Annotated in this window: 22 protein-coding genes; 11 read left to right on the top strand and 11 right to left on the bottom strand. The window is 69.5% G+C overall.

Going from position 1 to position 22,036, the window contains the following annotated elements; genetic code table 11:
- Positions 1 to 22 precede the first annotated feature (22 nt).
- The 6 genes from AC07OX_RS26300 to AC07OX_RS26275 all read left to right on the top strand — a co-directional run bounded on the left by AC07OX_RS26300 (position 23) and on the right by AC07OX_RS26275 (position 6,677).
- Positions 23 to 481 (top strand): Fur family transcriptional regulator, encoded by a 459-nt coding sequence (locus AC07OX_RS26300; RefSeq protein ID WP_495260334.1) that lies wholly within the window; start codon positions 23 to 25, stop codon positions 479 to 481.
- 104 nt (positions 482 to 585) lie between these two features.
- Positions 586 to 735 (top strand): type B 50S ribosomal protein L36, encoded by a 150-nt coding sequence (gene ykgO / locus AC07OX_RS26295; protein WP_013542562.1) that lies wholly within the window; start codon positions 586 to 588, stop codon positions 733 to 735.
- A 120-nt stretch (positions 736 to 855) separates the two neighbouring features.
- On the top strand, positions 856 to 1,560 hold the full coding sequence (locus AC07OX_RS26290; RefSeq protein ID WP_062476970.1) for an ABC transporter ATP-binding protein: 705 nt from the start codon (positions 856 to 858) through the stop codon (positions 1,558 to 1,560).
- Between the two features lie 4 nt (positions 1,561 to 1,564).
- A complete protein-coding gene (locus tag AC07OX_RS26285; RefSeq protein ID WP_495260333.1) occupies positions 1,565 to 2,965 on the top strand; it encodes an ABC transporter permease subunit in 1,401 nt (466 codons plus the stop codon).
- 15 nt (positions 2,966 to 2,980) lie between these two features.
- A complete protein-coding gene (locus AC07OX_RS26280) occupies positions 2,981 to 4,456 on the top strand; it encodes an ABC transporter permease subunit (protein ID WP_495260332.1) in 1,476 nt (491 codons plus the stop codon).
- Positions 4,457 to 4,487: 31 nt separating this feature from the next.
- Positions 4,488 to 6,677, top strand: a complete 2,190-nt coding sequence (locus AC07OX_RS26275) for a TonB-dependent receptor (protein WP_495260331.1) — start codon at positions 4,488 to 4,490, stop codon at positions 6,675 to 6,677.
- A 60-nt stretch (positions 6,678 to 6,737) separates the two neighbouring features.
- On the opposite strand, the gene AC07OX_RS26270 is transcribed toward AC07OX_RS26275, so the two are convergent.
- Positions 6,738 to 8,366, bottom strand: coding sequence for a DUF4139 domain-containing protein (locus AC07OX_RS26270; RefSeq protein WP_495260330.1), 1,629 nt, complete (start codon positions 8,364 to 8,366; stop codon positions 6,738 to 6,740).
- Positions 8,367 to 8,603: 237 nt separating this feature from the next.
- Between AC07OX_RS26270 and AC07OX_RS26265 the strand changes: the two genes are divergently transcribed.
- Entirely contained in the window at positions 8,604 to 9,050 is a 447-nt protein-coding gene (locus AC07OX_RS26265) for a PaaI family thioesterase (protein WP_062476955.1), read from the top strand.
- On the opposite strand, the gene AC07OX_RS26260 is transcribed toward AC07OX_RS26265, so the two are convergent.
- Positions 8,968 to 10,236 (bottom strand): acyltransferase family protein, encoded by a 1,269-nt coding sequence (locus tag AC07OX_RS26260; protein WP_495260329.1) that lies wholly within the window; start codon positions 10,234 to 10,236, stop codon positions 8,968 to 8,970. The two genes, AC07OX_RS26265 and AC07OX_RS26260, sit on opposite strands and share 83 nt — an antisense overlap.
- 146 nt (positions 10,237 to 10,382) lie before the next feature.
- Between AC07OX_RS26260 and AC07OX_RS26255 the strand changes: the two genes are divergently transcribed.
- The 3 genes from AC07OX_RS26255 (at position 10,383) to AC07OX_RS26245 (ending at position 13,746) form a co-directional block, all read left to right on the top strand.
- Complete coding sequence (locus AC07OX_RS26255) at positions 10,383 to 11,324, top strand: LytTR family DNA-binding domain-containing protein (protein WP_495260328.1); 942 nt, start codon at positions 10,383 to 10,385, stop codon at positions 11,322 to 11,324.
- 170 nt (positions 11,325 to 11,494) lie between these two features.
- Positions 11,495 to 12,697 (top strand): ammonium transporter, encoded by a 1,203-nt coding sequence (locus tag AC07OX_RS26250; protein ID WP_495260327.1) that lies wholly within the window; start codon positions 11,495 to 11,497, stop codon positions 12,695 to 12,697.
- 113 nt (positions 12,698 to 12,810) lie between these two features.
- Positions 12,811 to 13,746, top strand: a complete 936-nt coding sequence (locus tag AC07OX_RS26245) for a M14 family metallopeptidase (RefSeq protein ID WP_495260326.1) — start codon at positions 12,811 to 12,813, stop codon at positions 13,744 to 13,746.
- A 17-nt stretch (positions 13,747 to 13,763) separates the two neighbouring features.
- Here the strand turns inward: AC07OX_RS26245 and AC07OX_RS26240 are convergent, their stop codons facing one another.
- From AC07OX_RS26240 to AC07OX_RS26225, 4 genes are all read right to left on the bottom strand, one after another.
- Entirely contained in the window at positions 13,764 to 14,093 is a 330-nt protein-coding gene (locus AC07OX_RS26240; RefSeq protein WP_495260325.1) for a hypothetical protein, read from the bottom strand.
- A gap of 22 nt (positions 14,094 to 14,115) precedes the next feature.
- Positions 14,116 to 15,015 carry a peptidoglycan DD-metalloendopeptidase family protein gene (locus AC07OX_RS26235; protein ID WP_495260324.1) on the bottom strand — a complete coding sequence of 300 codons (900 nt, stop codon included), beginning with the start codon at positions 15,013 to 15,015 and terminating at the stop codon, positions 14,116 to 14,118.
- A gap of 43 nt (positions 15,016 to 15,058) precedes the next feature.
- A complete protein-coding gene (locus AC07OX_RS26230; protein ID WP_495260323.1) occupies positions 15,059 to 15,622 on the bottom strand; it encodes a pseudouridine synthase in 564 nt (187 codons plus the stop codon).
- Positions 15,623 to 15,718: 96 nt separating this feature from the next.
- Positions 15,719 to 17,536, bottom strand: a complete 1,818-nt coding sequence (locus tag AC07OX_RS26225; RefSeq protein WP_495260322.1) for a glutamine--tRNA ligase/YqeY domain fusion protein — start codon at positions 17,534 to 17,536, stop codon at positions 15,719 to 15,721.
- 137 nt (positions 17,537 to 17,673) lie between these two features.
- Here AC07OX_RS26225 and AC07OX_RS26220 point away from each other — a divergent pair, with 137 nt between their 5' ends.
- Positions 17,674 to 18,033: a hypothetical protein gene (locus AC07OX_RS26220; RefSeq protein WP_070062581.1), complete on the top strand. Its 360-nt coding sequence runs from the start codon at positions 17,674 to 17,676 to the stop codon at positions 18,031 to 18,033.
- Positions 18,034 to 18,114: 81 nt separating this feature from the next.
- Here the strand turns inward: AC07OX_RS26220 and AC07OX_RS26215 are convergent, their stop codons facing one another.
- Genes AC07OX_RS26215 through AC07OX_RS26195 form a run of 5 tightly spaced genes read right to left on the bottom strand, consistent with a single transcriptional unit; the run spans position 18,115 to position 21,938 of the window.
- Positions 18,115 to 18,963 carry a LytR/AlgR family response regulator transcription factor gene (locus AC07OX_RS26215; protein WP_495260321.1) on the bottom strand — a complete coding sequence of 283 codons (849 nt, stop codon included), beginning with the start codon at positions 18,961 to 18,963 and terminating at the stop codon, positions 18,115 to 18,117.
- A 26-nt stretch (positions 18,964 to 18,989) separates the two neighbouring features.
- The gene (locus AC07OX_RS26210) at positions 18,990 to 20,075 is read right to left on the bottom strand and encodes a sensor histidine kinase (RefSeq protein WP_495260320.1); all 1,086 of its coding nucleotides are present in this window, start codon (positions 20,073 to 20,075) and stop codon (positions 18,990 to 18,992) included.
- Positions 20,072 to 20,386 carry a 2TM domain-containing protein gene (locus AC07OX_RS26205; RefSeq protein ID WP_370870079.1) on the bottom strand — a complete coding sequence of 105 codons (315 nt, stop codon included), beginning with the start codon at positions 20,384 to 20,386 and terminating at the stop codon, positions 20,072 to 20,074. The genes AC07OX_RS26210 and AC07OX_RS26205 overlap by 4 nt, the downstream gene beginning before the upstream one ends.
- Positions 20,383 to 21,348: a sterol desaturase family protein gene (locus AC07OX_RS26200; protein WP_495260319.1), complete on the bottom strand. Its 966-nt coding sequence runs from the start codon at positions 21,346 to 21,348 to the stop codon at positions 20,383 to 20,385. The genes AC07OX_RS26205 and AC07OX_RS26200 overlap by 4 nt, the downstream gene beginning before the upstream one ends.
- 41 nt (positions 21,349 to 21,389) lie before the next feature.
- Positions 21,390 to 21,938 carry a DUF6622 family protein gene (locus AC07OX_RS26195; protein ID WP_495260410.1) on the bottom strand — a complete coding sequence of 183 codons (549 nt, stop codon included), beginning with the start codon at positions 21,936 to 21,938 and terminating at the stop codon, positions 21,390 to 21,392.
- Positions 21,939 to 22,036: the final 98 nt, after the last annotated feature.

Here is a 22,036-nt window from a genome sequence, read left to right as displayed (position 1 = left end):
GGGCCGCCCCTATCATCGAGACATGCAACGTCTCACGCGCCAGCGCAACGCCGTTTTCTCCGCCTTCAGCGACGCCGGCCGCGTTCTGACCGCCCCCGAAATCCTCGAACACGCACGGGCCATCGTGCCCGAGATCAGCCTGTCGACGGTGTACCGCCAGGTCTCTCTGCTGCTGGCCGACGGCGAGATCGCCAAGGTCGAGCTGCCGGGCGAGCCGGCGCGCTACGAAGTGGCCTGCAAGGCTGATCCGCACGACCACGCTTCGCACGCCGCCGGTGGCGATGCAGGGCACCACCACCATCACTACTTCCATTGCTCGCACTGTGGCCAGGTGTTCCTGCTGCACGCGTGCCCGGGGCCGATGCACGACCTCGCACCCAAGGGCTTCCAGGTGACGCACCACGAGGTCACGCTGCATGGCCTGTGCGCGGCCTGCGTCGACGCCGGCGCGAAAGCGCCGAAGGCGCACCCGCCGCACTGACGACGGCGGGGCCCCGTATGCTGGGGAAGGGTTAATAAAGTTATTGAGAATGAATTCGCAATAACGTATATTCGCGTGTCCGAACGAACTCCCCGGCCACGTCCATGCAAGTCCTGTCCTCGCTCAAGGAAGCCAAGAAGCGTCACCGCGATTGCCAGGTGGTGACGCGGCGCGGCCGTACCTACGTCATCTGCAAGTCCAACCCGCGCTTCAAGGCGCGGCAGGGCGGCGCGAAAAACAAGAACAAGCGCTGACGCGCGGCGGCACCGCTGCCGCCTTCATTCCCCCTCGATGACCGCATCGGCGTGCCCACGCCGGGGCGTGCCTGCGCGCGTCTTTCCTTTCCTTCTTCCTTCCATCGGAATCCCTCCGCCATGCTCCGAGCCTCCGGCCTCACCAAACGCTACGGCGCGCACACCGCGCTCGACCGCCTCGACCTCGACATCCGCGGCGGCGACATCTACTGCCTGCTGGGTGCCAACGGCGCGGGCAAGACGACGACCATCAACCTGTTCCTGAACTTCATCGCGCCGACCGACGGCACGGTGCAGATCAACGGCACTGACGTCACGCGCCACCCGGTCGCGACCAAGCAGGACGTGGCGTACATCCCCGAGCAGGTCACGCTGTACGGCACGCTCTCGGGCCTGGAAAACCTGCGCTTCTTCGCCGGCCTGGCGCTGGGCCACGAGCTGCCGCGCGAACGCCTGCTCGCGCTGATGACCGAAGTGGGGCTCGACCACGCGGCCGCCGACAAGCGCGTCAGCATGTATTCGAAGGGCATGCGCCAGAAGGTGTGGATCGCGGTGGCGCTGGCCAAAGAGGCCAAGGCGCTGCTGCTCGACGAGCCCACCTCGGGGCTCGACCCGCATGCCGCGGCCGAGTTCTCCGACCTGCTGCGCCGCGCGGCCGACCGCGGCGTGGCCGTGCTCACCACCACGCACGACCTGTTCCATGCGCAGCAGACCGCCACGCGCGTCGGGATCATGAAGCGCGGCCGGCTGGTCGAAAGCCTCGACGGCGCGCAGATCGGCCAGACCGACCTGCAGTCCCTCTACCTGCAACACATGAGGGCCTGACCCGATGACGATGCGCTGGATCGCCCGACGCGAATTCACCGAACGCCTGCGCGACGGCCGCCTGTACTGGGCCGGCGGACTCGTGGCCGTGCTGCTCTTCACCGCGCTGGCCGTCGGCTGGGCGCACCAGCGCGGCGCGCATGCCGAGCAGGTGGCCGCGCAGGCCATGGACTACCGCGACTGGCTGCACCAGGACAAGCGCCATCCGCACGACGCCGCGCACCAGGGCATGCACGCCTTCAAGCCCGAGCCGCCGCTGTCGATGGTCGATGCGGGCATCAACCCCTACATCGGCAGCACCGTGTGGCTGCAGGCGCACCGCCAGAGCGAAGTCAAGTTCAATGCCGCGCAGGACGCGACCGGCCTGCAGCGCTTCGGCAACCTGTCGGTGGGCTGGATCCTGCAGGTGCTCGGCCCGCTGCTGGTGATCGTGCTGGGCTTCAACGCCTTCGCGGGCGAGCGCGAGCAGGGCATCCTGCGCCAGACGCTGAGCCTGGGCGTGGCGCCGCTGCGGCTGCTGGCCGGCAAGGCGCTCGCGCTGTCGGCGCTGCTCGCGGTGCTGCTGGTGCCGGCGGCGCTCGTGGCGGCCGTGGCCGTGGCGGTGGGCGCGGAGCCGGGCGGGCGCGTCGATGCGCTGCTGCGGCTGGGCGCGTGGTCGCTGGGCTACGCGGTCTACCTCGGCATCTTCGTGTGCCTGGTGCTGGGCGTGTCGGCGCTGTCGTCCACCTCGCGCATGGCGATCACCGTGCTGCTCGCGCTGTGGATCGGGCAGGCCGTGATGGCGCCGCGCGTGCTCTCCGAACTCTCGCGCACCTGGTATCCGAGCCCGACGCGGCTCGAGTTCAACCAGGCGCTGGGCGCGGAACTCAAGGCCGTGTCGAACCAGGTCTGGCAGCAGAACTTCGGCACCACCGAGCGCTGGGGGCGCGACGTGCCGCTGAGCAAGTGGGGCATTGCGCTGCGCCTGGACGACCAGGCCTCGTACCCCGTGTACGACCGCCACTACGGCCGCCTGTGGGACACCTGGGAACAGCAGCAGAAAGTGCAGGAGTGGAGCGGCCTGCTGCTGCCGCTGCTCGCGGTGCGCAGCTTCTCGATGGGCATGGCGGGCACCGACTTCTCGCACCACCGGCGCTTCACCACGGCCGCCGAACTGCACCGCCGCAACATCCAGGACCTGATGAGCAAGGACCTCGTGGCGCATGCCGATCCGCTCGGCGACCGCCACTTCTCCTACCAGGCCACGCCCGAGCTCTGGGCCACCGTGCCGCCCTTCGACTACCACCCGCCGGGGGCCGGGTGGGCGCTGCGGCACCAGGCGCGCAGCTTCCTCGTGCTGTGCGCCGGCCTGCTGCTCGCGGCGGCGTTCGCGGCCTTCGCCACCTTGCGCCAGCGCGCGCTCTGAGAGGGGATGCCAACCATGTCCATCCATCCTCCCCAAGGCCGCCGCCTGCTGGCCGTGATGCGCCAGGAAGTCCGTTTGATGCTTGCCGAGCGCGGCCTCTGGGTCGTCGGCGCGTTGTTCCTGCTGCTCGTGGCCTATGCACTGGGCAACGGCCTGCTGCAGACCGCCCAGCGCGACCGTGCGCAGGCGGCCGTGGCGCAGGCCGACCGCGACACCCGCACCGCGCAACGCACGCTGCTCGAAGCCATCCTGGCCGGCACCGCGCAGCCCACGCCCTTCGAGAACCCGGCCGACCCCTCGCGCATGGCCAGCGGCTACGGCGGCCAGCACGTGCTGCTGCCGACCGCGCCGCTGGGCCCGGTCGCGCTGGGGCAGAGCGACCTGTTCCCGAGCCAGTACCAGGTCACGAACCAGAGCCGCGTCGTGTTCATGAACCCGAGCGACATCGAAAACCCGTGGCACTTGCTGAGCGGGCATTTCGACCTGGCCTTCGTCATCGTCTACCTGCTGCCGCTGCTCATCTTCGCGCTCAGCTACAACCTGTTGTCGGCCGAGCGCGAGAACGGCACCCTGCGCCTGCTGCTGTCGCAACCGCTGCGGCTGCGCACGCTGCTCGCGGGCAAGCTCACCGTGCGCGCTGCGGTGCTGCTGGGGCCCGCTGTGCTGCTGCCGGTGGCGGTGCTGTGGATCGCGCGCCATGCGGGGCTCACGGCGGGCGGCGCGGGCAGCGCCACGCTGTGGTGGGCGCTGCTGGTGGGCGCCTACGCGCTGTTCTGGTTCGCGCTGGTGGTGGCGGTCAATGCCTTCGGCGCTTCGTCGGCGACGAATGCGATGGTGCTCGTCATCGCCTGGGTGCTGCTGGTGCTCGTGGCGCCGGTGCTGCTGAACCTGGCCGTTACGCAGGCCGCGCCCGCGCCGTCGCGCACCGAGCTGGCCACGCGCCAGCGCGTGGTCACGGCCGAGGCGATGAAGCGCTACCAGGACCTGCTGGGCACCGAGTACCAGCACGTGGGGCAGGGCGCCATCCTCGTGCCGCGCGACGGCAAGATCGAGATCGCCGGCCGCTCGCTGGCCAACTACCGCATCCAGCGCGAGGTCGATGAAGCGATCCGCCCCGCGCTCGCGCGCTTCGACGCGCAGCAGGCGGCACAGCAGGCGCTGGTGGGCCGCTTCGGCGCCGTGTCGCCGGCGGCCGTGGCCTACGAAGGCATGACCGCGCTGGCCGGCAACGGCGCGCGCCGCCATGCGCGCTTCGACGCCCAGACCGTGGCGCACCACGAAGCCTGGAAGGCCTTCTTCTTCCCGCGCATCGATGCACGCGATGCCCTCGTGCCGGCCGAATTCGACCGCATGCCCACCTTCGCCTGGCACGAGGAGCCCGCCGAGCTCGTGCGCGGGCAGGCCGCGCTCGCCGTTCTGCAACTGCTGGTGCCGAGCCTGCTGCTGTTCGGCCTCGCGGCCTGGCGGCTGCGGCGCTTCTCGGTGGCCTGACACCTTCTTACTTTCTTCATCGCACCGTTCCATGACCCCGTTCACCCGCACCACCGTCGCGCTGGCCGCGTTCACCGCCTTGCAAGTCGCCTCTGCACAAGACAGCAGCAACAACGCCGAACTCGGCACCGTCACCATCGAAGGCAGCCGCGACGCGAACAGCTTGCACCTCAATGATTCGAGCGGCACGGCTTCGCGCCTGGGTCTGTCGGTGCGCGAGACGCCGGCCTCGGTCGAGATCCTGTCGCAGGACGCGATCCAGCAGCGCGGCGCGCGCACTTTCAGCGAGGCGCTGCGCGGCATGGCGGGGCTCTCGGGCGGCGGCCCGCCGTCGTCGCCGACCACGCTGTCGCTGCGCGGCTTCACCAGCCTCATGTACCTGTACGACGGCGTGCGCAGCTCGGGCGCGGGCGTCACCAACCGCGTGCAGGACACCTGGAACTACGAGCGCATCGAAGTGCTCAAGGGCCCGGCCTCGGTGCTCGACGGCGAGGGCGCCATCGGCGGCATCGTCAACTTCGTGACCAAGCGGCCCGACCGCAGCAACCCGCACAAGGAAGCGCTGCTGTCGTACGGCAGCTACGGCTCCACGCGCGCGGCCTTCGGCTTCGGCGGTGCGCTGGGCGAGGCCAGCGCCTACCGGCTCGACTACAGCCGCAACGACACCAAGGTGGGCACCATCGACCGCAACGGCGAGCGCATCGACCACTTCACGAGCGGCCTCTTGGTGGACCTGGGCGGCTCGGTCAAGCTCGACCTGTCGTTCGACTACCTGCGCGACGACAACGACGCCTACTGGGGCACGCCGCTCGTGCCGCGCAGCTTCGCCACGCAGCCGACCAACGTGGTCAGCACGCCCGACGGCCGCGTGGTCGACCGGCGCATGGCGCGCACCAACTACAACGTGCGCGACGACGAGAACTCTTCAGAAACCTACTGGCTGCGCGCGCGCCTCACGGGGCAACTGGACGGCGGCTGGTCGTGGCGCAACGAGTTCTCGGCCAACCAGTCGAAGCGCATGTTCCGCAACTCCGAAAGCGCCACCTTCGTGCCGCCCGCCAGCATCGCGCGCGACCAGACGCTCATCACGCACGACCAGGATTTCTGGCTCGACCGCTTCGACGCCACGCACAAGGGAAAGATCGCCGGCCTGGACAACCGCTTCGTCGTCGGCGGCGAATACAGCGAGACGCGCTTCGGCAGCCAACGCCGTTTCTCGAACAGCAGCCCCGCCACCGCCGCGCAACTGCGCGTGCCGGTGTTCGACCCGTACACCGGCTACTTCGACGACAACCCCGCGCTGACCACTGGCGCGGGCAATCGGGCCGACACCTTCTCGCGCGTGAAGGTCGCCTCGGTCTTCGTGGAAGACGCGCTCAAGCCGATGCGCGACCTCACGCTCGTCGGTGGCCTGCGCCACGACCGCACCGAGGTCGACCGCCGCATCTGGGACCTGAACGCGGGCAGCGTCACACGCTTCGGCGCGAGCTACCGCGCCACCTCGGGGCGCCTCGGCGCGGTGTACGACCTGTCGCCGCAGTCGAGCCTGTACGCGCAATACACCAACGCCACGCTGCCGGTCGGGTCGCTCTTCTTGCTGTCGGCCTCGAATGCCGCATTCCCGATGTCGCGTGGCAAGCAGGCCGAGGTGGGCTTCAAGCAGAGCCTGCCTGCAGCCAACCTGGAGTGGACCGCGGCGCTGTACAAGATCGAACTCGACAACGTGCTCTCGCGCGACCCGAACAATGCGGCCACCACCGTGAACAACGGCCGGCAGTCGTCACGCGGCCTCGAGCTGTCGGCCGTGTGGAAGCCCACGCGCGAATGGACGCTGGCGGGCAACCTGGCGGCGCTCGATGCGCGCTTCGACACGCTGGTCGAAGCCGGCAACGTCTCGCGCGTGGGCAAGACCCCGCCGAACGTGCCCGAGCGCATGGCCAATGTCTTCGCCACCTACCGGCCCGACGGCTCGAAGTTCGAATACTTCGCGTCGCTGAACCACACGGGGCCGATGTACACCGACAACGCCAACCAGATCCGCATCAACGGCTTCACGACGGTCGATGCGGCCGTGAGCTACCGCCTGAAGAATGCGCTGCTGAGTTTTCGCGTGCGCAACCTGACGGACCGGCTCTACGCGACCTGGACCGGCCGCGCCGCGAGCCAGGTGCTGCTGGCGCCGCGGCGGACTTTCGAGGTGTCGGCGAAGTTTGACTTCTGAACCCCGTGTGCTGGGGAGATCCAGCAGCGTGCCCTGTGCACGCACCCCGAACACACACCCTCAGCGCATCTGCAACCGCGCATCCTTCGGATACCCGATCGTGTAGTCCGCCGACACGCGCGCCGTCTGCCCCGCGTCCAGGTCGAAGCGCCACATCGCCAACCCCGGCTGCTTGTTCCACGCCTGATCAGCGGGCTGCGGCGCAAAGCGCGTGGTCACGCGCACCTGCTCGTCGACCGACACCGGCGCGGCCTCCAGCACCTGCACCGCGATCGGCGTGCGGTGGCGGTTTTCGACCACGTAGGCGCGCTGTACCTGGCGCTCGGCGCGCGAGCCGACGAAGCCGCCCGAGCCCTGGTTGTCGCGCTCGGGCTCGACCTGCACGCGCACCAGCTCGTCGCGGCCGAACGAGAGCGTGAGCTTGGCGTCGCTCGGCGCGTTCCAGCGGCCCTGGCCGACGAAGTTGCCGTCGCGGTACAGCTGCATCGGGCCGGCCGGCCACACGCCCGAGGGCTGCGCCATCTCGGCGACCAGGAAGGCGCTCGGGTCCACGCGCGGGCTGGTGCGTGCGGCGAGCTGCGCCGTGTCCTCATGCTGGCCCAGCGCCAGGGTCACGCGCTGGCCGTTGGAAGGCACGTCGATGCTCTGCGGCACGGAGAATTCGGTGGCGAAGCTGTTGTCGAACACGCTCACGTCGAACAGCGGCTCGCGCACGCGCTCCATGGCCATCTTGCGGTCGGCGGCAATGGGCGAGGGGGCTGCGGCCATCGGCGCGGCCATGTACGCCGACTCGGCATTCGCGCGCGGCGGCGGCTCGATGCCGATGCGCCACGCGCTCGGCGTGCGCCCCGTGGTCTCGCGGCGCGGCTGGCCGGTGGACAGCACCAGCTTCACGCCGCGCCAATCCTCGCCCGTGGCCTGCGCCACCAGCGCCTGGCGCTCGATGCGCACCTTGCGCGTCGTGGTGTCGAGCAGCGCGCGGTAGCTGGGCGTCCAGCCGGGGCCGTTGACCTGGTAGCTGAGCTTCACGTCGGCATCGGCACTGGCGGCCAGCGTGACGGTGACGGCCGTCACCTGCGCGCCCTGGCCCTGCGTGCGGCCGCGCTCGGCCAGCAGCGGCTTGAGCTGGCGGTCGAGGTCGGTCTGCTGGCGCTGGATCTGGTGCTGCTTGAGCAGCGCGTCCTGGCCCGAGCGGCGCATCGCTTCGGTCATGGCCGCGAGGTTGCGCGCGTCCATCGGCGCACGCGCGCCAGGGCCCGACTCGCCGCCCGACAGCCCCTTGAGATAACCCGTGACCATGCCCAGCGCATCGGTCTCGGCCTGCAGCGCGGCCTTGCGGTCTTCGAGCTCGCGGATGCGGCCGTCGAGCGCGCTGGTGGCGCAGTTCGCCGAGAGCTCGCGCGCCTCGCTGAGCACCGAGGTCTCGCCCACGCGCACCGCCGCGCCGGCCGACACTTGCAGGCTCTGCACATCGAGCCCGGCCGGCAGGCAGGCGAAGGTGACCGAGCGGCTGCCCGCCGCGACGCGCGCCACGCGCTCCACCGTGGCGCTGCCGGGGTAGACCTTGACCTGGGTGATGCGCGAGGCATCGGCCTGCAGCTGCGCGTGGGCGCCGGCGCCCGCGGCCAGCCAGAGGGCAGCGACGGCGGTGGCGCGCAGGAGGGGACGGGCGGAGAACGGTGTGTGCATGGAAAGCCTTCCGGAAGAAAGTCGGTGACGAATCTCCGCTTCTACGGACGGGGCGGGCGAACGGGGTTAAGGCGTCGCGAAGTTTTTTTCATGACGCCGGTGTGACGCGGGCGCGTTGCTGTCGCGCAGGCATCTGCCGGCGGCGAACCGGTCACCCAAGAGACGGTGCGCGGCGGCTCCGCTTCCTAGAGTGGGTCTCGCCTTCCCTCCATTGATTCACCCTGAAAGGACACCCCCATGCTCGACACGATCCAGGCCATCAACCGGTCGGCCGCCTTCAACCGCTGGGCCGGCTTCGACGTCACCCAGGCCGCCGACGGGCAGGCCGAACTGCGCATGAAATGGCGCGAGGAAGACATGGGCCAGTACACCGGCTTCTTGCACGCGGGCATGATCGCCGCGCTGCTCGACACCGTGAGCGGCTTCGCGGCCGCCACCGTGGCGGGCCGCGTGCTGGCCTCGCACTTTTCCATCAACTGCATCTCGCCCGCCATCGGCGAGGCCTTCGTGGCGCGCGGTCGCGTGGTGAAGGCGGGGCGCAAGCAGGTCTTCGTCGGGGCCGAGCTGTTTGCGCAACCTGAAGGTCAAGGCGAAGACAAGCTCAAGCTCGTGGCGACGGCGAACGCCATCCTGGTGCCGGTGGACGAGGCATCGACGACGCCGAAGCCGAAGCAGGCGGCGTAAGCACCACGACAGGCTCGGCTTCGGGCTTGCGCTTCAGCCCGAACAGCGGGCGCAGCCAGCCGATGCGGCGGATCAGCCCGTCGGTCAGCAGCCAGCAGCCGGCAATGGTCACGGCGACCAGCGCCACGGGCTCCCACACCGGGCCCAGCGCCAGCGGCACCAGCAGCGCCACGCCCGCGACGATCAGCGTCTGGTGCAGCATGTACCAGGGGTAGACCGATTCGTTGGCCCAGCGCAGCCACGGCCAGGGGCGGTTCAGATGGCGGTGGCCGTGGCCCAGGATCGTGGCGACCGCGAGCCACAGGTAGGCCGTGCGCAGCACGTCCATCAACAGGCCCTTGGGCGCAACGACGGCCCCGACGCGCAGCGCGATGAACGCGCCGATCGTCGCAACCGCCAGCAGCAGCGACACGCGGCGCAGCCGTTCGAGTTCGCGCCAGATGCCCGTGTCCACGCCCATCCAGTAGCCGTAGAGGAAGACGGTGAAGTAGATGCTGTGCAGGTGGAAGTCCCACACCAGGTTGTGCGTGGCCGGAAAGTGCCGCGCCAGCAGCACCGTCCAGGCCAGCAGCGGCAGCGCCGGCAGCACCAGCAGCTGCCAGCCGCGCAGCCCGTTGAAGCGCCGCCGCACCCACTGGCCGGCCGCCGAGCGCCACAGCGGCAGCGTCAGCGCGACCAGCGCCGTGTAGAGGAACAGGTAGGGCAGGTACCAGAGGTGGTTCCAGGTGATACCGAACTCCGCCCCCGCGAACGCCCCCTTGGGCCAGGGCGCGCCCATCGACAGGTAGCGCAGCAGGAAGGTGCCGAAGCCCGGCGCCACCAGCCCGCGCGCCACGCCTTCGGCATAGGCCTGGTAGGGCACGACCACCGCCATGCCGAAGGCCAGCGGCAGCATCAGCCGCAGGCCCCGGCTGCGCAGCAGGCCCCAGGTGCCCTGGCCCCGGCTCAGGAAACCGAGCGACACGCCCGAGATCAGGAAGACCAGGTCCATGCGCCACAGGTTCAGCACCCGCATCGGCCACGGCAGCCACTCGGCCGCGTGCGGGCTCTTCAGGTGCCAGGGCCAGTCGGTCACGTAGTACATGCCCACGTGATAGAGGATGACGAGCAGGAAGGCGAGGGCGCGCAGGGCGTCGATGTCGTGGCGGCGCTGCGGCGCGAGGGCTGAAGCGGAATCGGAGGGCATGGCGGGCTCCTGGAACGAAGAAACGGCGGCCATCGTGGCCCCCGCGCCCGTCCCCGGGGCCATCGCCGGGACGGATCGGCCCGGATTTGTGACGAACGGTGGCCCTCAGGGACGAAATCCGGCCCCCGGTTCGCGAGAATCCCCGCATGAGCGAGCCGCACAAGAACCTGTACGAGCGCTATGAGCCGATCCGACGGTACGTCGAGGTCGGCTTCTGGATCGTGCTGATGACGGTGCATGCCGCGATCAGCACCGTGGTCGCGCTCATCGACGCCCGCAGCCGCGCCGTGCCGCGTGCGAGCTGGGAGGTCATTACCTGGGAGGTGTCGAGCCACATCGCGCTGCTGGCACTGGTGCCGGTGCTGGTGGCCGTGGAGCGTCGGCTGTCGCCGCTGGCGCGCGACCACTGGGTGCGCTTTCTTGCAGGGCACCTGGTGGCCAGCGTGCTCCTGAGCCTGGCGCACGTGGCGGCAATGTTCGGGCTGCGCGCCGCGGTGTACGCGGCCGCCGGCGAGCCCTACGACTTCGGCGGCGCCATGGGGCGATGGGGCTACGAGTACCTGAAGGACGTGCGCGTCTACGCCACGATGGTCTTCGGCGTGTGGGCCTACCGGCTCTTCATGCTGCGGCTGCAGGGCGAGGCGCGCGTGCTCGATCCGCCGGAAGAGGGCGTGGCGCCGGTGCCCGAGACTCCGGCGGAACCGGAGGGAGTCCAACCCTCGATGCAGGAGTTGCCCCCACCCGTTGCACCGCCGTCGGCCCGCCCCGAACGCTTCCTCGTGCGCAAGCTGCGCCGCGAATTCCTCATTGCCGCCACCGACATCGACTGGCTGCAGGCCGAGGGCAACTACGTCGGCCTGCACGTCAACGGCCACGACTACCTGCTGCGCGCCACGCTCACCGACTTCCTGACCCAGCTCGACCCCGCCACCTTCGTGCGCGTGCACCGCAGCCACGCCGTGAACCTGGGCCGCATCAAGGAGATCGAGCCGCTCGACGGCGGTGACGCCCGGCTGCACATGGACGACGGCACGACTGTGCCCTGCAGCCGGCGGTATCGCGACGCGCTGCGCGGCGGCGCCAGCTGAGCGTTTCGGCGCGTTCCGATCCGGTGCGCGCCCCGCGAAATCGGCCCACTCTTGGGTCGTTTCGCACCATCAAAGAGCTTTCAGGCACCATTTTTGCTTTCTTGCGCCGGCGCCCCGAGCCGTTCGGGTGCGACGCACCAAATCAAACCAAAAACCTGCAAGAAGCTCTCATGGACGCACTCAAACAGGGCGCAGATGCGCTGTTCATCCTTCTCGGCGCCATCATGGTCCTGGCCATGCATGCCGGCTTTGCCTTCCTGGAACTGGGCACCGTGCGCAAGAAGAACCAGGTCAATGCGCTGGTCAAGATCCTGGTCGACTTCTCGGTGTCGACCATCGTGTACTTCCTGGTGGGCTACGGCGTGGCCTACGGCACGCATTTCTTCGTCAGCGCCACCGAACTGTCGGCAAGAAGCGGCTACGAGCTGGTGAAGTTCTTCTTCCTGCTGACCTTCGCGGCGGCCATCCCGGCCATCATCTCGGGCGGCATCGCCGAGCGCGCCAAGTTCTGGCCGCAACTGATCGCCACCGCGGTGATCGTCGGTTTCGTCTACCCGCTGTACGAGGGCATCGCCTGGAACAAGGCCTTCGGCATCCAGGACTGGATCGCCTCGGTCACCGGCCACGAGTTCCATGACTTCGCCGGCTCGGTCGTCGTGCACGCCGTGGGCGGCTGGCTTGCGCTGCCGGCCGTGCTGCTGCTGGGCGCGCGCCGCAACCGCTACCGCGGCGACGGCTCGCTCAGCGCACACCCGCCGTCGAACATCCCCTTCCTGGCGCTCGGCGCGTGGGTGCTGTGCGTGGGCTGGTTCGGCTTCAACGTGATGAGCGCGCAGAGCATCGACAAGATTTCGGGCCTCGTCGCCGTCAACTCGCTGATGGCCATGGTCGGCGGCACGCTGGTGGCGCTGGCCATGGGCAAGAACGACCCCGGCTTTGTCTACAACGGCCCGCTCGCCGGCCTCGTGGCCGTGTGCGCCGGCTCCGACCTCATGCACCCGCTGGGCGCGCTCGTGGCGGGCGGCGTGGCCGGCGCCATCTTCGTCTTCATGTTCACCCGCACCCAGAACAAATGGAAGATCGACGACGTGCTCGGCGTGTGGCCGCTGCACGGCCTGTGCGGCACCTGGGGCGGCATCGCGGCCGGCATCTTCGGCACCCAGGCGCTGGGCGGCATCGGCGGCGTGAACCTGTGGGCGCAGCTGATCGGCACCTTGCTCGGCGTGGTCTGGGCGCTGATCGGCGGCGCCGTGGTGTACGGCGTGCTCAAGGCGACCATGGGGCTGCGGCTGTCACAGGAGGAGGAGTACGACGGGGCGGACCTGTCGATCCACCACATTTCGGCGACGCCGGAGCGGGAAGTGAATTGGTGAGGGCGATGCGGCTCAGGACATGAGCCGCAACGGGGGATTTGCGGCGCACGGCACGAATTTGCCAGCTGTAGCAAACTTGCCGGCGGCCTCCGATCCCACCTGTTCACCACCCCATGACCCAATCTCCCCCCGCCCTCGAAGTCCTCCCCCGCGACCTGTCCGCCTACCGCGAGGGCAACGTCGGCATCGACTACGTGCACCGTTTCGAATCCGGCAAGCCCGGCCCGCACGTGCTGATCAATGCCCTGACGCACGGCAACGAGATCTGCGGCATGACCGCCGCCACGCACCTGCTCGACACCGGCGTGCGCCCGAAGATCGGCACGCTCACCGTCAGCTTCGCCAACGTGGCGGCCTACGAGTCCTTCAACGAGGCGCTGCCCTTCGACAGCCGCCAGCTGGTGCACAACCTCAACCGCGTGTGGTCGCCCGAATGGCTCGACGGCGGCGAGGACAGCCCCGAGCTGCGCCGCGCCCGCGAACTGCGCCCGGTGGTGAGCGCGGCCGACCACATCCTCGACATCCATTCCACGAGCCAGCCCGTGATTCCGTTCTGGGTGTACCCGGCCTTCGACCGCAACGCCGAGGCCGCCATGGCCATCGGCCGCCCGTCGGTGCACCTGGTGATGCCCGACGGCCTGGGCTCGGGCACGCCGCTGATCCAGCACGGCCAGCATGGCCGGGCCGACGGCAAGGGCGTGGCGCTGGTGGCCGAGTGCGGCCAGCATTTCCTGCGCTCGGCTTCCGAACTGGCCACCGCCATCTCGCTCGACTTCCTGGCGCACTTCGGCCTCATCGACAAGGACCCGGCCGTGCCCGCGCCCGGCGAGCAGCGTCGTTTCGAGCTGCTGCAGACGCACGTCATCAAGTCGGAAGACTTCGCCTTCGTGCGCCCGCTGATCGGCTTCGAGACCTTCGCCAAGGGCGAGCTGATCGCCACCAACGGCCCGGACGAAATCCGCGCGCCGTGCGACGACTGCACGATCTTCATGCCCGCGCAGCGCACGATCGTCGGGCGCGAGGCGGTGTACCTGACCAGGCCGCTCTGAGGCCGGCGTTCTTCTCTTCAGCAGATCAGCAGGTGCCGCGGTTTGTCCGCGGTGCTGTAGTCGGCATGCCAGTAGTGCGGGTCGTCGCAGAGGCTGAAAGCGGCTTCCTTGCCGGCGTGCCGGGCCGTGAAGTGCCGTTGCAGCGTGACGTGCACCGAACCCTCGTCGGGCCAGTCGATGCCGACATCGACGACGCGGTTGCCCGCGGTAACCTCGGCCGCGACGATCCGCTGCAGGGCGGGGTGCAAGAGGGTGTTGAGGCGGGCGAGGGCTTCGCGGCGTTCGGTGGGGGCGAACGAGGAGGCGAGGCAGGCTTCGGTGAAGAAGGTCGGCGCTTTGTCACGCATGACGGCGTTCCGGCTGGGTGCCTCAACCCGCAACGAACAACGCCGGGTCCACCATCGTCCGGTTCAGCATCACCCCCCAATGCAGGTGCGGCCCGGTCACCCGTCCCGTCGCGCCTACCGCGGCCAACGGGTCACCGGCCTTGACCACGTCGCCCACCTTCACGTCCCAGCGGCTCAGGTGGCAGTACATCGTCAGCAGGCCGCCGCCGTGGTCGACCCAGACGGTGCCACCGTTGAAGAAGTAGTCGCCGGTGTCGATCACCTTGCCGGCCAGCGGCGCGCGCACGGGCGTGCCGGTGCCGGCTGCGATGTCCATGCCGCTGTGCGGATTGCGCGATTGGCCGTTGAACACGCGACGCAGGCCGAACGAGCTGGAGCGGCGGCCCGGCACGGGCACGCGCATCTGCAGCGCGGCATCGGGGCGCAGGTCGGTGAGCGTGGCCATCACGCCGGCCAGGTGATCGCGCTCCTTGGTGTAGCGAGCCTCGTCCTCGGGCGACAGGTCGACCGTGCGCGGCGCCACCGTCAGGCGTTGTTCGCGGTACTGCTTCGGGGCGATGGTGTAGGCGATCTGGCGCTCGGGCTTGTTGCCCTCGGCGCGCACGCTGATGCTGGCTTCGCCGGGTGGGGTGGCGAGCGGAATGCCGACCAGCGCGGTCCATTCGATCGGATCGCCCAGCACCAGCAGCGGCACATCGCCGGCGAAGGCCTTGGGGCGCGTGGCCGCGGGGCCGAGCGACAGGCGGGCAACGCCGCCCGGCACCAGCAAGGCGCGCGGCCAGACATCAGGCGCCTGCGGCTTGTTGTTTTTCTTGGCTGGGGCCGCGGCACTGGCAGGCAGCGCCAGCAAGCCGAGGGCGCCGAGCACGGCGCTGCGGCGGTTCAACGCAGCGGAAGGGAGATCGGAGAGAGGAAGGGTCATGTGCATGGACAGGATTCGAATGAGGAGTTGAGGGTGCGGCGGTTCAGTCGCCGCTCTGTTCCCGCCAGGTTCCGGGCGCGAGCCCGTCGAGTGTGTAGGGCCCGATGGCGGCGCGGATGAGGCGCAGCGTCGGCAGCCCCACGGCCGCCGTCATGCGCCGCACCTGGCGGTTGCGGCCTTCGCTGATCGCCAGCTCCAGCCACGCGGTGGGAATGAGCTTGCGCTCGCGGATCGGGGGCTCGCGGTGCCACACCTCGGGCGGCGGATCGAGCCGGCGCGCCCGTGCGGGGCGCGTGGGGCCGTCGTTGAGCTGCACGCCGTTGCGCAGCGCCGCCAGCGCTTCATCGGTCGGCACGCCCTCGACCTGCACCCAGTAGGTCTTCTCCATCTTGAAGCGCGGATCGGCGATGCGCGCCTGGAGCTTGCCGTCGTCGGTGAGCAGCAACAGGCCCTCGCTGTCGGCATCGAGCCGTCCGGCGACGTAGACACCGGGCAGGTCGATGAAGTCCTTCAGCCCGCGCCAGCGGCCCTCGGGCGTGAACTGGCTGAGGACGCCGTAGGGTTTGTTGAAGCGGATCAGGCGAGAAGAAGGGCTCGTAGCGTTCATGAACCGACAGGATAGCCGGGGTCTGTCGACGCTCGGCGCAAGAAAAAAGCCGGAGCCCTGACGGCCCCGGCTTTGCGGGAGAGAGATAGACCGGGCTTACTTGGCCCAGCTGTCCCGCATCCCCGCCGCGCGGTTGAACACCACCTGTCCGCCGGCGGCGGCGCCCTTCGTGTCGCGCACGAAGTAGCCATGCCGTTCGAACTGGATGCCCACGCCGGGTTCGGCCTTCGCCAGCGACGGCTCGACGAAGGCCGTGCACACCTCCAGGCTGTGCTTGTTCAGTTCGTCCAGCAGCTCGCCGCTGCCCGGGTTGGCTTCGGCGAACAGACGCTCGTACAGCCGCACCTCGGCCTGCACGGCATCGGCTGCGGCCACCCAGGTGATGTTGCCCTTGACCTTGATCGCGTCCGCGCCGGGCGTGCCGCTCTTGGTGTCGGGCACCAGCGTGGCCTGAACTTCGAGGAGCTTGCCGTCGGCGTCGCGCGTGGCGCCGGTGCATTCGATGACGTGGCCGTACTTCAGGCGCACCTTGTTGCCGGGGAACAGGCGGAAGAAGCCCTTGGGCTGCACGTCTTCGTAGTCGGTGCGCTCGATCCAGACCTCGCGGCCGAGCTTGAATTCGCGCTTGCCCATCTCGGGGTGGTGCGGGTGCACGGGGGCGGAGCAGTCGTCGAGCGTGTCGTCGCTGCCCATCAGCTCACCCCAGTTGGTGATGACGAGCTTCACCGGGTCGAGCACGGCCATGGCGCGCGGCGCGATGGGGTCGAGGGTGTCGCGCAGCGCGGCTTCGAGGCTGGCGTACTCGATCCAGCCGCCCGACTTGGTGGTGCCGCTGCGTTCGCAGAACAGCTGCAGCGCGGCGGGCGTGTAGCCGCGGCGGCGCAGGCCGGCGATGGTGGGCATGCGGGGGTCGTCCCAGCCGTCGACGTGCTTTTCCTCGACCAGCTGGCGCAGCTTGCGCTTGCTGGTCATCACGTGGGTCACGTTCAGGCGGGCGAACTCGTACTGGCGCGGATGCGGGCTGGCGACGAGGCCGCCTTCGGCGAGGCGGTCGAGCAGCCAGTCGTAGAAGGGGCGCTGGTCTTCGAATTCGAGCGTGCAGATGGAGTGGGTGATCTGCTCCAGCGCGTCTTCGATCGGGTGCGCGTAGGTGTACATCGGGTAGATGCACCACTTGTCGCCCGTGTTGTGGTGGGTGGCCCGGCGGATGCGGTACAGCGCGGGGTCGCGCATGTTGATGTTGGGGCTCGCCATGTCGATCTTGGCGCGCAGGATGGCGGCGCCGTCGGCGAGCTTGCCGTCGCGCATCTCGCGAAAGCGCGCCAGGTTTTCGTCGGGCGTGCGGCTGCGAAAGCGGCTGTCGGTGCCGGGCGTGTTGAAGTCGCCGCGGTTGGCGCGCATCTCGTCGGGCGTCTGCTCGTCGACATAGGCCAGGCCGGCGCCGATCAGGTACTCGGCGGCTTCGTACATGAAGTCGAAGTAGTTGCTGGCGAAGTACTCGTGCTCCTGAATCGTGCCGGGCGTGCTGGGGCGGTCGGCCAGGTAGGTTTCGTAGCCGAGCCACTTCACGGCGTCGCGGATGGAATCGACGTACTCCTGCTCTTCCTTCTCGGGGTTGGTGTCGTCGAAGCGCAGGTGGCACACGCCGCCGTATTCCTTGGCCAGCTCGAAATTCAGCCAGATGCTCTTGGCGTGGCCGATGTGCAGGTAGCCGTTGGGCTCGGGCGGAAAGCGCATGCGCACCTTGGCGGGGTCGGGCATGCCCTGGGCGTGGTGGGCGGCGTCGCCCGGGGAACCGCCCCAGGTGCGGCCTGCGTAGGCACCCTGTGCGAGGTCGTTCTCGATCACATGGCGCAGGAAATTGCTCGGTGCAGCGGTCGTTTTGGTGCCGCTTTTGTCGGTCGGGGAGGTCATCGCGTCATTCTAGAGGGGGGCCTGTCGGGGTTACTTTTGGCAACGCTCTTCACAATGCAGCGTCCACCCGCTTTGCAATTGCAGCGTTCAATACGGACATGGGGCGCACAACGCCCCCCAACAAGGAGTCCCACATCATGAGCGTCACACGTTCTACCCTCTTCAAATGGGCCGCCGCCGGTGCGGTGGCCTTCGGTGCGCTGTTTGCCGCCACCTCGGCCAGCGCCCGCGGCGACGTGAGCTGGTCGATCGGCGTCGGCGTGCCCGGCGTGGCGGTCGGCGTGGGCGGTCCCGCCTACTACCCGGCCCCGGTCTATGCGCCGCCGGCCCCGGTGTATTACGCACCGCCGCCCCCGGTCTACTACCGCCCGCCGCCGCCGGTGTACTACCGCCCGGCACCGGTGTACTACGCACCGCCGCCGGCCTATTACGGCCCGCGCTACTACGGTCGTGGTTATCACCGCGGTCATGGCCACGGACACGGCCACTGGCGCTGATTTACAACGCCATTCGTGACTGAATGAAAAAAGCCGGCCCCGAAAAGGCCGGCTTTTTGCTGCGCGCCCGCAGCGTAGATTTCACATGGCGCGAAATAGATGGGCGTAGAGCCGACTGACCGGGATCTTCTCGGCCCGCCCGCGCAGCGCGAGGTGCAGCTTGCCGGCCTCGTCGCGGTGCACCGCCTCGATGGCGGCGCTGCGCACCACCACTGCCCGGTGCACCTGCCAGAAGGTGTCGGGGTCCAGCTGGGGCAGCAGTTGCTTGAGGGGCGTGCGGATCAGGTATTCCTGCGTGGCGGTGAGCACGCGCAGGTACTTGTCGGCGGCCTCGAAATACAGCACCTCGTCGATCGGCACCATGCGCACGGTGGCGCCGCCCGCATCGCTGGCGGCGATCATGCGCAGCGGCGCTGCTGACGTCGACGAAGCCGACGGCGCACCGCCGGCGGCGCCCAGCACCTGGCGCCACTGGGCGAGGGTGCGCTCCAGCGCCTCGTCAGGCGGGACGGGCGGCGTCATCGACGGCGCGGTCGCCGCCAGCGCCTGCCGCAGCCGCGCCACGGTCTTGCGCAGGCGCTCGGGCTGCACGGGCTTGAGCACGTAGTCGATGGCCTCGGCCTCGAAGGCGCGCGCGGCGTACTCGTCGTAGGCGGTCACGAACACCAGCTGCGGCATCGGCGCCTCGTCGGTGGGCCAGCTGTCGGCCAGTTCGGCGGCGGCGCCCAGGCCGTCCAGGCCGGGCATGCGGATGTCGAAGAACAGCACCTGCGGCAGCAGCCTTAACGCCTCGCGCACGGCGCTGCGGCCGTCGCGGGCGGTGGCGACCACGCGCAGCTCGGGCCAGGCGGCGGCCAGTTCGGCCTGCAGGGCCTGGGCCAGCAGGGGTTCGTCTTCGGCGATGAGGGCGGTGAGGGCGGTGAGGGGCATCGTCTTCTTGTCGTCGTGGGGCCTGTTCAGGCGGGCAGGGGAAGGTTCAGGGTGACGCACGTGCCGCCGCCCGCGGGCGCGGGGCGCAGGCTCAGCCGGCCTTGCTCGCCGTACACGGTGGCCAGCCGCTCGCGCACCTGTTCGAGCCCGAAGCCGCTGCCTTCCGAGGTCTGCGGCCGGGTCGCATCGAGCCCGACGCCGGTGTCGCTCACTTCGATCACCAGTTCGCCCGCCTCGCGGCGTGCGCGCACGGCGATCTCGCCGCCTTCGACCTGGGGCTCGAGGCCGTGGCGGATGCTGTTCTCGACCAGCGGCTGCAGCAGCAGCGGCGGCACCGGCGTGTCGCGCAACTCGTCGGGCAGGTCGAGCGTGTAGCGCAGGCGCTCGCCCATGCGCACCGACATCAGTTCGAGGTAGTCGCCCAGCCGGTCGAACTCGGCCGACAGCGGATGCGACAGCGCGCGCGAGCCGCTGAGCGTCATGCGCAGGTAACTGTTGAGCCGGTCGAGCATGGCCACGGCGCGCGGCGGGTCGACGGTGATCAGCACGCGCAGGTTGGCCAGCGTGTTGAAGAGCATGTGCGGCTCGAGCTGGGTTTCGAGCAGCTTGAGGCGCGCGTCGGTGGCGTCTCGCTGTGCCAGGTCTAGCTGGCGCTGCATGTGCTTGCTGCGCCCGAGGCTGTAGAAGAAGTAGCACATGCCGATGGTGGCCGCCAGCGTGATGACGATGGTGGAGACCATCCGGTGCCGGGCGAAGCCGGTGAAGTCGAACAGCGGCCGGCCGACCCAGGCGTCTCCGATGGCGCCGCCGCCGAGGAAGCCCAGCGTGACGCCGAAGGCCACCAGCACGAAGCCCCAGGGGCCGTGCGGCCAGAGCACGTTCTGGTGGCCGCTGATGAACAGGCGCCCGGTGTCGATGACCAGCCAGCTGATCGTTCCGATCGACAGCGAATACACCATCTGCGAACTCCAGCTGCCCATGCCCGAGACGGTCAGCGCCGCGGCGATGACGCAGCAGAAGGCGGCCGTGATCAGGCCGTGCCGCAGGATGTCTCGCAGGTTCTCGGCGCGAAAGCGCGACGGGCGTGGCGTGTCGTCCGCCGCGGCCGTCACCGGCGGTCCCCGCCACCTAGCGCGCGGCGCTCACGTTCCAGCAGCTGGTCGTACAGGCCGCCGCCGGGCGCGATGAGCCAGACCACGGCGCCGTGGATCAGCAAGCCCAGGCCCCAGCCCATGAGCGGGTACACGGCCCAGTTGTGGCCGCGCGAGGCGGCGAGCGCAACCAGCCCGACATTGACGACCACGTAGACGAAGGCATGGATGAACCAGCCCATCTTGGCGCCGGCGCGGCGGCGGGCGCGCCGTTCGATGTCGGCGGACGAAGAAGAGGAGGAGGAAGAAGAGGAAGGGGACATGGGGGTCATGACAGCTCCTTGAGAGAGGCAGGTGAAAGGGGAACGAAGTCGCTGGCGGCCGATGCCGGCATCGACGGTGAAGGTGGCAGTGCCGCGCGCTGGCGCAGCTCCTCGGTGGTCTCGCCCGGCCCGTCCGCCCGCCAGCCCGGCGGCTTCACGAGGTAGCCGACGAAGGCGCGCAGCGAGCGCGCCAAGCGCAGGTCGCGCCACAGGTCGCGCCACTGGCTGAACTCGATCTCAAGCAGGTTGTACGAGGTGATCGGCTTCACCAGTCCGTAGCGGCAGGGCAGGTCGGCGCGCTCGGGGATGTAGGTGCCGAACAGGCGGTCGAACACGATCAGCACGCCGCCGTAGTTGCCGTCCAGGTACTCCAGGTTCGAGGCGTGGTGCACGCGGTGGGCCGAGGGCGTGTTCAGCACCCATTCGAGCGGGCCGAGCTTCGGAATCCAGGTCGCGTGGATCCAGAACTGGTAGAGCAGGTTCAGCGTGAGCATCAGCAGGATGATCCGCGGCGGCATGCCCAGGAGCGGCGCCAGCAGGAAGAAGGCCAGCGTGCCGGTGAGCCGGCCGGTCCAGCCGAAGCGGTAGGCGGCCGACAGGTTCAGCTGGTTCGGCGAATGGTGCACGGCGTGGGTGCACCAGAACCAGCGCACGCGGTGCGCGGCGCGGTGGTACCAGTAGTAGCAGAACTCCTGGCCGACGAAGCAGGCGAGCCAGCCGGTCCAGTGGTCCATCGGCAGCGTGAAGAGCCGGTGGGCGTAGAGCCAGTCCATGGCGCCGACCCAGAAGGCCAGCGGCAGCAGCCAGCGCAGCGGGTATTCGCGCACCAGGAAGTCGAACACCGAGATGCCCGCCGCCTTCCAGTCGTAGCTGCGCCAGCCGTTGCGCCATGACAGCACCAGCGCTTCGGCCAGCGAGGCAAGCAGCACCACCGAGATGGAAATCTTGAGGATCAACACGAGCACGGTCATGGCGGTTCCTGGCGGCGAAGGGCGGGCGGGGCGTCGGAATCTTAGGCCGCGCGGGCGCCGCTGACCATCGCGCCCGACGCGGCGGCCAGGCGCCACAGGCGTGCGGCGCGGGCCGCGAAGACACCGCTGAAGGCGCCGTACAGCGCCGGCACGCCCAGGGCGAAGGCGGCCTGGTGGCGCAGCTCGGGATGCAGGGCCAGCGACACGCCCACCACGTACTTGGTGAGGAAGATGCCCATCATGAGCATCAGCGGCACGGCGGTGCCCGCCACCTCGAACTGGCGCGCCGCCGCGTCGTAGCGCGTGGTCGCCGGCAGCGGGCGGCGCAGCACCAGCGCCACGAGCAGCAGCGCGGCCACGGCCCAGCCGATCAGGGCGCCGGCCGACTCGCCGGACACCGACACCACGCCCCAGAACGACAGGCCGGCCATGGCGACCGGCATCACCAGAACGCGGTTCAGGCCGATGCGGTTGGCCACGAGCTGCCGGCCACCGAGCCAGGCCAGCAGGACGAACACGGCGAACACCCACTTCGGGGTGTGAAGAAGGATTTGCATCAGCATGGGAGGCTCCGTTGGGTGGAAGGAAATGAGGGCAGGGAGGGAATCGATGGAGCGGACTGTGCCGATGCCGCCCGGCCCCCGCCACGGCCATGCGACGAAATGCGGGTGGGCGGCGTGAAGTGCCG

Source organism: Variovorax sp. GW821-FHT09D07 (assembly GCF_059416345.1).
Note: the sequence above shows the minus strand (reverse complement) of the source record. Positions and strands in the feature narration are given on the sequence as shown.

Bases quoted from the DNA above. Each gene is read 5' to 3' on its own strand.
- AC07OX_RS26260 (WP_495260329.1), bottom strand. From the start codon at position 10,236: ATGCCCTCCGATTCCGCTTCAGCCCTCGCGCCGCAGCGCCGCCACGAC.
- AC07OX_RS26200 (WP_495260319.1), bottom strand. From the start codon at position 21,348: ATGACCGTGCTCGTGTTGATCCTCAAGATTTCCATCTCGGTGGTGCTG.
- ykgO (WP_013542562.1), top strand. From the start codon at position 586: ATGCAAGTCCTGTCCTCGCTCAAGGAAGCCAAGAAGCGTCACCGCGAT.
- AC07OX_RS26265 (WP_062476955.1), top strand. From the start codon at position 8,604: ATGCTCGACACGATCCAGGCCATCAACCGGTCGGCCGCCTTCAACCGC.
- AC07OX_RS26250 (WP_495260327.1), top strand. From the start codon at position 11,495: ATGGACGCACTCAAACAGGGCGCAGATGCGCTGTTCATCCTTCTCGGC.
- AC07OX_RS26240 (WP_495260325.1), bottom strand. From the start codon at position 14,093: ATGCGTGACAAAGCGCCGACCTTCTTCACCGAAGCCTGCCTCGCCTCC.
- AC07OX_RS26230 (WP_495260323.1), bottom strand. From the start codon at position 15,622: ATGAACGCTACGAGCCCTTCTTCTCGCCTGATCCGCTTCAACAAACCC.
- AC07OX_RS26290 (WP_062476970.1), top strand. From the start codon at position 856: ATGCTCCGAGCCTCCGGCCTCACCAAACGCTACGGCGCGCACACCGCG.
- AC07OX_RS26285 (WP_495260333.1), top strand. From the start codon at position 1,565: ATGACGATGCGCTGGATCGCCCGACGCGAATTCACCGAACGCCTGCGC.
- AC07OX_RS26275 (WP_495260331.1), top strand. From the start codon at position 4,488: ATGACCCCGTTCACCCGCACCACCGTCGCGCTGGCCGCGTTCACCGCC.
- AC07OX_RS26255 (WP_495260328.1), top strand. From the start codon at position 10,383: ATGAGCGAGCCGCACAAGAACCTGTACGAGCGCTATGAGCCGATCCGA.
- AC07OX_RS26235 (WP_495260324.1), bottom strand. From the start codon at position 15,015: ATGACCCTTCCTCTCTCCGATCTCCCTTCCGCTGCGTTGAACCGCCGC.
- AC07OX_RS26280 (WP_495260332.1), top strand. From the start codon at position 2,981: ATGTCCATCCATCCTCCCCAAGGCCGCCGCCTGCTGGCCGTGATGCGC.
- AC07OX_RS26215 (WP_495260321.1), bottom strand. From the start codon at position 18,963: ATGCCCCTCACCGCCCTCACCGCCCTCATCGCCGAAGACGAACCCCTG.
- AC07OX_RS26245 (WP_495260326.1), top strand. From the start codon at position 12,811: ATGACCCAATCTCCCCCCGCCCTCGAAGTCCTCCCCCGCGACCTGTCC.
- AC07OX_RS26300 (WP_495260334.1), top strand. From the start codon at position 23: ATGCAACGTCTCACGCGCCAGCGCAACGCCGTTTTCTCCGCCTTCAGC.
- AC07OX_RS26205 (WP_370870079.1), bottom strand. From the start codon at position 20,386: ATGACCCCCATGTCCCCTTCCTCTTCTTCCTCCTCCTCTTCTTCGTCC.
- AC07OX_RS26225 (WP_495260322.1), bottom strand. From the start codon at position 17,536: ATGACCTCCCCGACCGACAAAAGCGGCACCAAAACGACCGCTGCACCG.
- AC07OX_RS26220 (WP_070062581.1), top strand. From the start codon at position 17,674: ATGAGCGTCACACGTTCTACCCTCTTCAAATGGGCCGCCGCCGGTGCG.
- AC07OX_RS26270 (WP_495260330.1), bottom strand. From the start codon at position 8,366: ATGCACACACCGTTCTCCGCCCGTCCCCTCCTGCGCGCCACCGCCGTC.